Below are 8,535 nucleotides of genomic sequence, written 5' to 3' on the forward strand. Positions count from 1 at the left end.
AACTCCTATCGCTGGTGTCAGAAGGTCGGGCGGATGGCGCGGTGGCCCGTCAGGCCGAGTACTTGTAGAAGCCCTCGCCGCTGGCGATGCCGAGCTTGCCCTTGTCGATGTAGTTGTCCTGCAACCACTTCGCGAGCTTCTTACCGTTCTCGTCGCCATTGACGAGAATGTTGTAGGGCGTGGTCAGCCCGATGATGTCCAGAATCTGGAACGGCCCCATGGGCGCACCGGTGGCGATCCGCCAGGTCTTGTCCACCGCCTCGGGTTCGGCGTAACCGTTGGCGCTCAGATCCATGGCGGCGTTGAGCAGCGGTACCAGCAGCGAATTGAGGACGTAACCCGCCTTCTCCCTGTGCAATTCGATCGGCACCATGCCGATGGCGGCGGCGAAGTCGACCACCGCCCGATAGACCTTCGGATCGGTGGCGGGTGTGCCCATCACCTCGGCGGTATTGAACTTCCACACCTGATTGGCGAAGTGCAGCGCCAGGAATCGATCCGGGCGACCGGTGAAGTCGACCATGGCGCTGGGCAGCAGGGTGGAGGAGTTGGTGGCGAAGATGGTGCGTTCGGGAGCCAGCTTGCCGAGTTTCTCGTAGGTGTCCTGTTTGATGGCGAGCACCTCGGGCACGGCCTCGATGACCAGGTCCGCGTCCCGAACCGCCTGTGCCAGATCGGATGTCAGCGTGATACCCGCGGCGGTCTTGTCGGCTTTGCCGTCACCCGCCCCGTCGACCTCGCCGGTGTAGACGGCGGCCAACTTGGTGAAGCGCTCACTCGCGGCCTTCAACGCGTCGTCATTGATGTCGTAGGCGGTGACCTCGAACCCGCTGAACGCGGTCTGGAACGCGATCTGCGAGCCCAGCACCCCGGTGCCGAGCACGGTCACCTTGCGAATATCGATGCTCAATTGCCTCTCCTCTGTTCGGAATTGGCGGCAGCGTGCAGCGCCGCGAAGAAGCCCGCGACAATCTGCGCGATCTGGGCGCGCAGGTCCGCGAGCGGGTCGTAGCCCGGATGCGCCCCGGTGGCGGGGCGGGCCAGGGTGAGGTGCAGCACCGCGAAGACGCTGCGCCCGGCCGAGCGGGAGAACTCTTCCAGCCGAGCCGAGTCCAGCCCCCGGGCGCGGGCGTCGACCGCGAGCCGGTCGGCGATCATGGCCTCCAATCGGGCGACCAGGGCCAGTCCTTCGGCGCGGTACTTCTCACTCGCCGTACCGAAGAGCAGTTCGCGCTGATACGCGATGGTGTTCTCGGCATTGCGCGCGGCGGACCGCACGGTCGGCCGAATGATCTCCAGCACCGTCTCCACCGGATCGTCGTGGGCGCGGGCGCGATGTTCGGCCAGATCCAGGGCGGCCCGAAAGTCCGCGTTGTAGACCATGAGCAGCAGTTCGCCCTTGGAGGAGGCGTATCGGAACAGTGTGCCCGCGGCGATATCGGCGCGATCGGAGATCTGCTGGGTGGTAACTCGTGCAAAGCCTTTTTCGGCGAATAGTGCGGCGGCGGCGTCGAAGATACGGCTCTGCTTATCCTGCATACCGCGTGCACGCCGTCCGACCTGGGCCGATCGTTGTGACGCGGTCATGCAACACCTCCGGATTGCCTGGAAAAATGAGCGGACTCATTTCTGAGCGTACCTCTGGCTACTGAAACCGCAACCCTCCGCCGCAAAATTGAGACCGAGCAGTATGTTGTGAGGGTGCGTCGTCTGCGCGACCTCCTGGAGGTGGTGACCGCGTTCCTTGCTGCCGCGGTCGCCTGCCTGTCCGTCATGATGCCGGTGGATTTCGGCCGCGTGGCCGGCAGTTCGGCACTGCACCAATATCTGCTGGTCGTGAACGTGCCACGGGCCGATACCGCAGGCGCGATCTCGGCGGTGGTGGCGGTGGTGCTCGCGGTCTCCCTCGGCGATACCCGGCTGACCTGGATCGCCGCCAGCGTCACCGGTGTGGCCCTGCTGGCCAATGCCGTACTGAGCCGAACGCTCGACACCGATCTCTCACTGACGACGGTGAACTACATCGACTCGATTTTCGGCGGTGTGCTGCTCGGCCTGATCGGTGCGGCGGTACTGCGCAAACGGCCGACGGGGACGGCGTTCATGCTGGGCGCGATCGCCAGCGCCGTCCTCGGCGATCTAACCGAATTACCCAGTGCGGACAGCACTTACAGCGGTCTCAGCACCGACTCCCCGCCGCTCTGGCTGATTGTCCTGGTGGTCCTGCTGATCATCCTGTCGGCCTGCTGGCACAAGCGCCGGCGGGTGGAGGTGGTGCTCGATCGCGACGCGCCCTTCGGCTCGGTGGTCGCCGCGGCCGTCATCTCGGGCTCGACCCTGCTGGCCGCGGAATGGTTCGCGGACCATCAGGCCGGCACGCTGCCCGCGGTGCTGGCGGTGGCGGCGACCATCCTGATCACCGTGGTGTCGGCCTTCATTCTCACCGGCCGGGACGGCTGCATCGTGCTGATCGGGGTCGCCTACGCGGCGGCGGCCAGCGCCGTGGTGGCGGTGCCGCGGCCGAGTTGGATGCTGCCCATTCTGTTCGTCGCGGTGGCCGCGGGTCTGTGGGCGGGTGATCGCTGGCGTTCGCCACCGGCCGCGATCGGCCTGGTCGGTGCGCTGGCGCTCTTCGCTGCGGTGGCGCCGATCTCCGCGACGGGGCAGTGGATTCCGTCGATCGGGGCGGTGGCGCTGGCCGCGATCGCGGGCTACAGCTACGGGGCGACACCGCCGCGCCTGATTCAGAATCGCGTGGTCGGTATCGCGGTGCTGTTCGTGCCGTCGGTGGTGCTCGCGATTCGCGGGGCCGATGACAGCGTGATCGGATACTCACACCTGTGGTACCGGTCGCCAGCGACCGAACACAACCCCGTCGCCGGATGGGTGGCGCTGGCGATTGCCGGCGGCTGCGCGCTGGGGCTGCTCTGGTTGCGGTCGGTGCGTCCGGCTGTTCCGCCGCGCCCGATGGATTCGCTACGGTCGCAGCGGGATTCGGTCGTGCGGGATCAGTAGCGCAGCACCGCGATCGAGGACGGCGCGATCTCGCTCCGGAACAATCCGGCCAGCGCCTCGGGCGGCAGCAGGTAGACCGAGCCTTTGTTCTCCAGCGTCTTCACCGTCGCGTACTCGGTCAGGTCGATCACCGAAGTGCCCGGCTCGGAATGGGTTTCGACGGCATCGGTCATTTCGTCGAAGCGACCCCATTCGGCCGCGCCGTCGGTGAGCAGCAGCGCGTCGACCCGGCCCTGAAAAGCCGCGCGCACCACTTCGCCGATGGTGACGGCGACCTTGGTCGGACCGTCGGCCAGCAGCAGGGCGGCGCGTTCCAGGGCGGCGCGCTCACCGGCCTCGAAGTGCGGCCGAATCACCTGGTACGCGGTGTCGTGCAGTTTGCCGTTGGCGAGCGCGGCCGGATTCTTCTCGACCGTGCCGACCAGCAGCGGACCCAGTGTGCTGCGCTTCTTGAACTGACCGGACAACTCCGGATCGGCGATCAGCACCAGCGGAACGGCCTGATCCGACAGCTGCCGCTCGACCGCGGAGGCGACCTTGCCGACCCAGTCGTCGAGCACAGATTTGCGCCAGTCCGTAGAGGTTTCGCCGTACGCCTGCGTCGAGGTGGTGGCCTTGCCGCCGGTGTGCGGACGGGCGGCCGGGCTGGCGAGCACGCGGCTCTGTTTATCGTCGTCGAGGTTCTCGGTCGGGCCGCCCGGGAGTGCGGCCGTGTGATCGCGGGTGAGCGCGAACTTGGAGCCGTCGTACAGCGTCGCGCCGTCGGCGGTCAGGGTGAGCACCGCGAATTTGCCGTCCGCGGACAGCAGCGGCAGCAGCGGCTTCACATAGAAGCCGGGCTCGATGTGCACCTGTTCGGTGAAGGTGAGCGGCACAGTGAACCGGTACTGCGAGCCGTCCGCGCCGAGGAAGAGCGCCAGGCCCTGATCCTGGTACTGCCAGAACGGATAGTCGTCCAGCAGGGCTACGCCGGGGGCGAGCAGGGCGTCGGCCTCGCGTTTGCCGACCCCGTCGGCGACGAGCTTGGCATGCGCCTCGGTGAGCAGATTCCGCAGCCTGATCGGGTCCTGACGTTTGTCCGGGCCGCTGTTGTGCGTGGGCAGATAGAGGGAGACACCGCGCCCGGGCGCGGCGGAAATAAGCGTCGACAGGTCGGACTGATTGAACATCGGCCGTCCTTCGGTTGAGGTTGGCTGGTCGATCCTCATGCAGGTTTCGCCAGCCTACGCTCACTCCACTTCGAACGAGATGGTCGCCGCTATGGCATCGGTATGGGTGTCCACGGCCGCCAGAATGATCGGGACGCGCTGATTGTGCAGCAGCTGATCGCGCGCGTGGCGCGGTTCGATCCGGGGCAGCAGCACCACCACCTGGTGCTCGGGGGAGCAGAGTTTGCGGGTGTAGCCGACGATCGGATCGACCATGCTGCGGTGCGGGCTGGGCAGCACCCGCAGCTCGATGCCCGGATTCCAGTCGTGCCACTCCCGGGTGAGCCGCCGGGTGCTCTCCACATCGATGGCAATGGCGATGGGGTGCACCTCGTCGCCCATGCGCATGGCCGCCGAGAGCGCCTTCTCGGTGAGTCGGCTGATGGCCGTCACCGGCACCACGACGATTACGCGGCGACGCGAATCCGCGTGCGGGCGCGGGATTTTCGTGCCGAAGCCGAGCTGGACACCGATGCGCACGTAATAGCGTTCGATCCGGTCGAAGAGCAGGATGAGCGCGGGCACGATGACCAGCAGCAGCCAGGCGCCCTCGGTGAACTTCTCGAACAGGAAGACCACCGCGGCGACGGCGGTCAATATCGCGCCGAAGCCGTTGAGCAGCATCTTCCACACCCAGCCCCGACCGTGATCGGTGAGCCAGTGCCGTACCAAACCCGTTTGGCTGATGGTGAATCCGATGAAGACGCCGATGGCGTACAGCGGCAGCAGCCGGGCGGTATGGGCCTGCGAGAGCACCAGCACCAGTGCCGCGACCATTGCCAGCGCCACCACGCCGTACCGGTACACCGGGCGCTCGGCGCGCAGCGCGAACAGGTGCGGCAGCCGATTGTCCTTGGCCAGCAGGCTCAACAGCACCGGCAGCCCACCGAAACTGGTGTTCGCCGCCAGTCCGAGCACCAGGGTGATCACCAGACTCGTGGCGTAGAAGAGCCAGCCGGTGCCGAAGGCCGCCGCCGAGAGCTGCGACAGGATGGTGACCTGTCCGCGCGGCAGCACATGATGGTGGCGGATGAGAATGCCGAGACCGATCAGCAAGGAGCCCAACAGGATTCCCAGCGTCATCTCGGTGTGCTGGGCGCGCTTGACCGCGGGCGCGCGGAAGGTCGGCACGCTGTTGGCAATGGCCTCGACACCGGTCAACGAGGAGCTGCCCGCGGCGAACGCCTTCAATAGCAGCAGTGCGCCAAGGGTTTCGGTGGCCGGGAAGCCACCGGGATCGGCGCCGATCACCGCTACCGGATGACTCCGGATCAGCCCGACCACCACGATCGCCGCCACCGAGACGATGAACAGCAGCGCGGGCAGCATCAGCACCTTGGCGGATTCGGCGATGCCCACCAGATTCACCACGGTGAGCACGGCCAGCGCGATGAGCGTGCACGCCACCAAATGCTCTGCCACGAAAGGGAATACGCTGCCCAGACTGGCCGCGCCCGCCGCCAGGCTGACCGCGACGGTCAGCACGTAGTCGACCACCAGGCCCGCCGCGGCCAGCAGGCTCACCGGCCGCCCGAGCCTGGTCTTGGCCACCGCGTACGACCCGCCGCCCTCGGGATAGACCGCGATCACCTGGCGGTACGAGACCACCAGCACCAGCAGCAGAACGGTGATCGCGATCGTGATCGGCAGGGTGTACCGCACCGCCGCGGCTCCGGCCGCCGTCAACGCGCCCACAATGGCCTCGGGGCCGTAGGCCACGCTCGACAGCGCATCCAGTGACAGCGCCGCCACCCCGCCGAGGGCGGTCAATCGAAAAGCGTCGCCACCCTGCAATCGCCGCAGCCGCGGATCGGCCACCGGCACCAGCCGCGGCAGCGCGGGCTCCGAATCGTCGGTGTTCCGCTTGCCATCGGCGGTCATGGTTATGAGACTAGCGGCCGCCGCCCCGACCGGGATGCGACACGTTCGACGGCGGCGGCCGGCGCAGCACCCCGGCATCGCCGAGGTGGCGGCCGATGATCTGAAGTCCCACGGGCAGGCCGTCTTCGGTGTGCCCCGCGGGGATGCTGAGGGCGGGCTGGCCGGTCAGATTGGCCGGATAATCGAAGCCGATCCAGGTCGAGTCGGCGACCGGGCGGCCGTCGATCTCGGTGGGGCCGTCACCGCCGACGGGGAAAGCCGGGACGGCCGAGGTGGGGGTGATCAGCACATCGAAACGAGTCATCGGGCGGGCCATGGCATTCACCACCCGCTCGCGCATAATGTTCGCGACCACCGGGTAAAACGGCGGGGTCGAGGTCAGTCGCCGATCGGTGTGGGAGCGGTTGGGGCGAGCAGGAACTCGCGCAGAATCTCGGTGAAGCGTTGCGGGGTCTCGATATTGGGACTGTGCCCGGCGGTGTCGATGAGCTCGAAGCGCGCACCGGCGGTGGTGTACCGGTCGCGGGTGGTGGCCCAGTCGTACATGGAATCCAGGCGGCCGTGGATGACCAGGCTGGGCAGAGCCAGTCTGCGGAGTTGACGATCCAGGGGATCGGCGGCCAGGGCCCGGCGGCGCACGGTGCTGACCTCGCGGTAGGCGCGCCAGGACATGGCGCGGTGATCCTGGATCATCTGGCGCATGCTCGGCACGATGCCGGAGGTGTTGAAGCCTGGCGCGAAGCCCTCCCGAAGGGCTTGGCGCACCATGGCTTCGGGGGCGAAGCGCTGGATGAAGCGCGCGATCGGGCCGAGCGTGAGCACCGGGGTGATGGCCGGAACGCGCAGGTAGCTCAGGTCCGGGGCCTGGTCCAGGATGATGATCTCGGTAATGCGCGGCGAGCGCGCGGCCACCGCGAGGGCGGCGTCCGCACCCCAGGAGTGCCCGCAGACCGCGACCTTGGCGAGGCCGAGCTCGTCCAGGACGGCGGCGAGCATACTGCCCTGACCGTCCTGGCCGAATCCGGCTTCGCCTCCGGTGCAACCGAATCCGAGCAGATCCACCCGGATCACCCGGTAGGTGTCCGCCAGCAGCGGGGTGACCGCGTCCCACCAGTGCACCGAGCCTTCGAAGCCGTGCAGCAGCAGTATGGGTTTGCCGTCGCAGGGGCCGTCCTGGCGGACGTGTACGCGACGGCCCTGCACGGTGATGAGGTCACCGATCCGGGCGCGCGCGTTCGACTCGGTAGACGTCAGGTCCTCACCATCGGCTCTCTGTCTCATACGGGCGAGGCTGATCCTCTCATTTCTGACAAACTGCGTGGAACCTCCCAGTGGGTCTGTAATCCGGCGCGTCGCGGCGTCATGCGGCAACTGTCCCAGACGATGAGGCGTCCGGTCTATCGGAGTGCCCAGCGATGCGGCGCGCTTGGAGTTCGTCTCCGGGAACGATCAGATCATCAGTCCGAAGTCGGAACGGTCCCTCGCCGAGCGGATGGGAGCCGAGACCACGGTCGTGGACGGGCCGAGCCATTCGGTGATGGTGTCCAATGCCGATGTGGTGACCGGTGTGATTCTCGCGGCCGCGGCTGGTTGAGCACCGGGGGATGCAGCAGGGTCGCCACGGCCAGGAGCGCGGTGGCGACCAGCGCGTCGAACCAGTAGTGGTTGCCGGTGCCGACCACCACCAGGGTGGTGATGAGGGGGTGCAGCAGCAGTAGCCAGCGCCACGGCGTGCGGGTGGCGGCGATCAGGCCCATGGCCAACAGGAGTGCCCAGCCGACGTGCAGCGAGGGCATGGCGGCGAACTGGTTGGACAGGGTGTCGGTATCGGGTGGGCCGTAGACGGATTGGCCGAATTCGGCCGCCAGATCCACGAATCCGTATTCGGGCAGCATGCGGGGTGGGGCCAGCGGGATGAGCATGTGCAGGGCCAGGGCCGCGGCGGTGAGGGCGACCATGAGGTTGCGGGTGACGCGGTAGTACATGGGGCGGAAGGTCCACAGCCAGAGCAGGGCGCAGATGGCGACCGCGAAATGCGCTGTGGCGTAGTAGAAGTTGGCCGGGATGGCCAGGAAATCATGTTTAAGGAAGACCGACTGCACCGTCTGCTCATTCGGTATTTGCAGTCGGTCTTCCCAGGTCAGCAGGGTGCGGGCATTGGTGAGGGCGCGGGTGGCCTCGTCGGCGGCGAGCATGCGGCCGGTGCGATAGACCAGATACAGCACGGTGATGACCGCCAGCTGAACCAGGGCTTCGCGCCCGCGGCCGTGTACCGCCGCGCGCGTTCGATCCAGGACGCCGGTTCCCGACTGCGAAACGCGTACGGGTGCATCGAGATCCAGTGCCACCATTGGCGCGGCCTCCTCCTCACTCGGCTGACCGCCCTCCGGAAGTTAACCGGAGTGATATCCTCCGGTTAACCTAGCACCAC

8 protein-coding genes are annotated in these 8,535 nt (G+C 67.3%); 1 reads left to right on the top strand and 7 read right to left on the bottom strand.

What is annotated here, in order from left to right; all coding sequences use genetic code 11:
• Nucleotides 1–49: 49 nt before the first annotated feature.
• Nucleotides 50–910 (bottom strand): 3-hydroxyacyl-CoA dehydrogenase, encoded by an 861-nt coding sequence (locus NA10_RS19055; RefSeq protein WP_067569849.1) that lies wholly within the window; start codon nucleotides 908–910, stop codon nucleotides 50–52.
• Nucleotides 907–1,587, bottom strand: coding sequence for a TetR/AcrR family transcriptional regulator (locus NA10_RS19060; RefSeq protein WP_067569851.1), 681 nt, complete (start codon nucleotides 1,585–1,587; stop codon nucleotides 907–909). The genes NA10_RS19055 and NA10_RS19060 overlap by 4 nt, the downstream gene beginning before the upstream one ends.
• A gap of 114 nt (nucleotides 1,588–1,701) precedes the next feature.
• On the opposite strand from NA10_RS19060, the gene NA10_RS19065 reads away from it, so the two are divergent.
• Nucleotides 1,702–3,015: a hypothetical protein gene (locus tag NA10_RS19065; protein WP_067569853.1), complete on the top strand. Its 1,314-nt coding sequence runs from the start codon at nucleotides 1,702–1,704 to the stop codon at nucleotides 3,013–3,015.
• On the opposite strand, the gene NA10_RS19070 is transcribed toward NA10_RS19065, so the two are convergent.
• The 5 genes from NA10_RS19070 to NA10_RS19090 form a co-directional block, all read right to left on the bottom strand.
• Entirely contained in the window at nucleotides 3,009–4,184 is a 1,176-nt protein-coding gene (locus NA10_RS19070; protein WP_067569855.1) for a baeRF3 domain-containing protein, read from the bottom strand. The two genes, NA10_RS19065 and NA10_RS19070, sit on opposite strands and share 7 nt — an antisense overlap.
• 60 nt (nucleotides 4,185–4,244) lie before the next feature.
• Complete coding sequence (locus tag NA10_RS19075) at nucleotides 4,245–6,104, bottom strand: APC family permease (RefSeq protein ID WP_067569857.1); 1,860 nt, start codon at nucleotides 6,102–6,104, stop codon at nucleotides 4,245–4,247.
• 10 nt (nucleotides 6,105–6,114) lie between these two features.
• Complete coding sequence (locus tag NA10_RS19080) at nucleotides 6,115–6,459, bottom strand: amidase family protein (RefSeq protein ID WP_067569859.1); 345 nt, start codon at nucleotides 6,457–6,459, stop codon at nucleotides 6,115–6,117.
• Between the two features lie 23 nt (nucleotides 6,460–6,482).
• The gene (locus NA10_RS19085) at nucleotides 6,483–7,385 is read right to left on the bottom strand and encodes an alpha/beta fold hydrolase (protein WP_067569861.1); all 903 of its coding nucleotides are present in this window, start codon (nucleotides 7,383–7,385) and stop codon (nucleotides 6,483–6,485) included.
• Between the two features lie 176 nt (nucleotides 7,386–7,561).
• Nucleotides 7,562–8,455 carry a phosphatase PAP2 family protein gene (locus tag NA10_RS19090; protein WP_067569862.1) on the bottom strand — a complete coding sequence of 298 codons (894 nt, stop codon included), beginning with the start codon at nucleotides 8,453–8,455 and terminating at the stop codon, nucleotides 7,562–7,564.
• Nucleotides 8,456–8,535 lie beyond the last annotated feature (80 nt).

It is taken from the genome of Nocardia acidivorans NBRC 108247 (assembly GCF_001625085.1).
Classification (GTDB): domain Bacteria; phylum Actinomycetota; class Actinomycetes; order Mycobacteriales; family Mycobacteriaceae; genus Nocardia; species Nocardia acidivorans.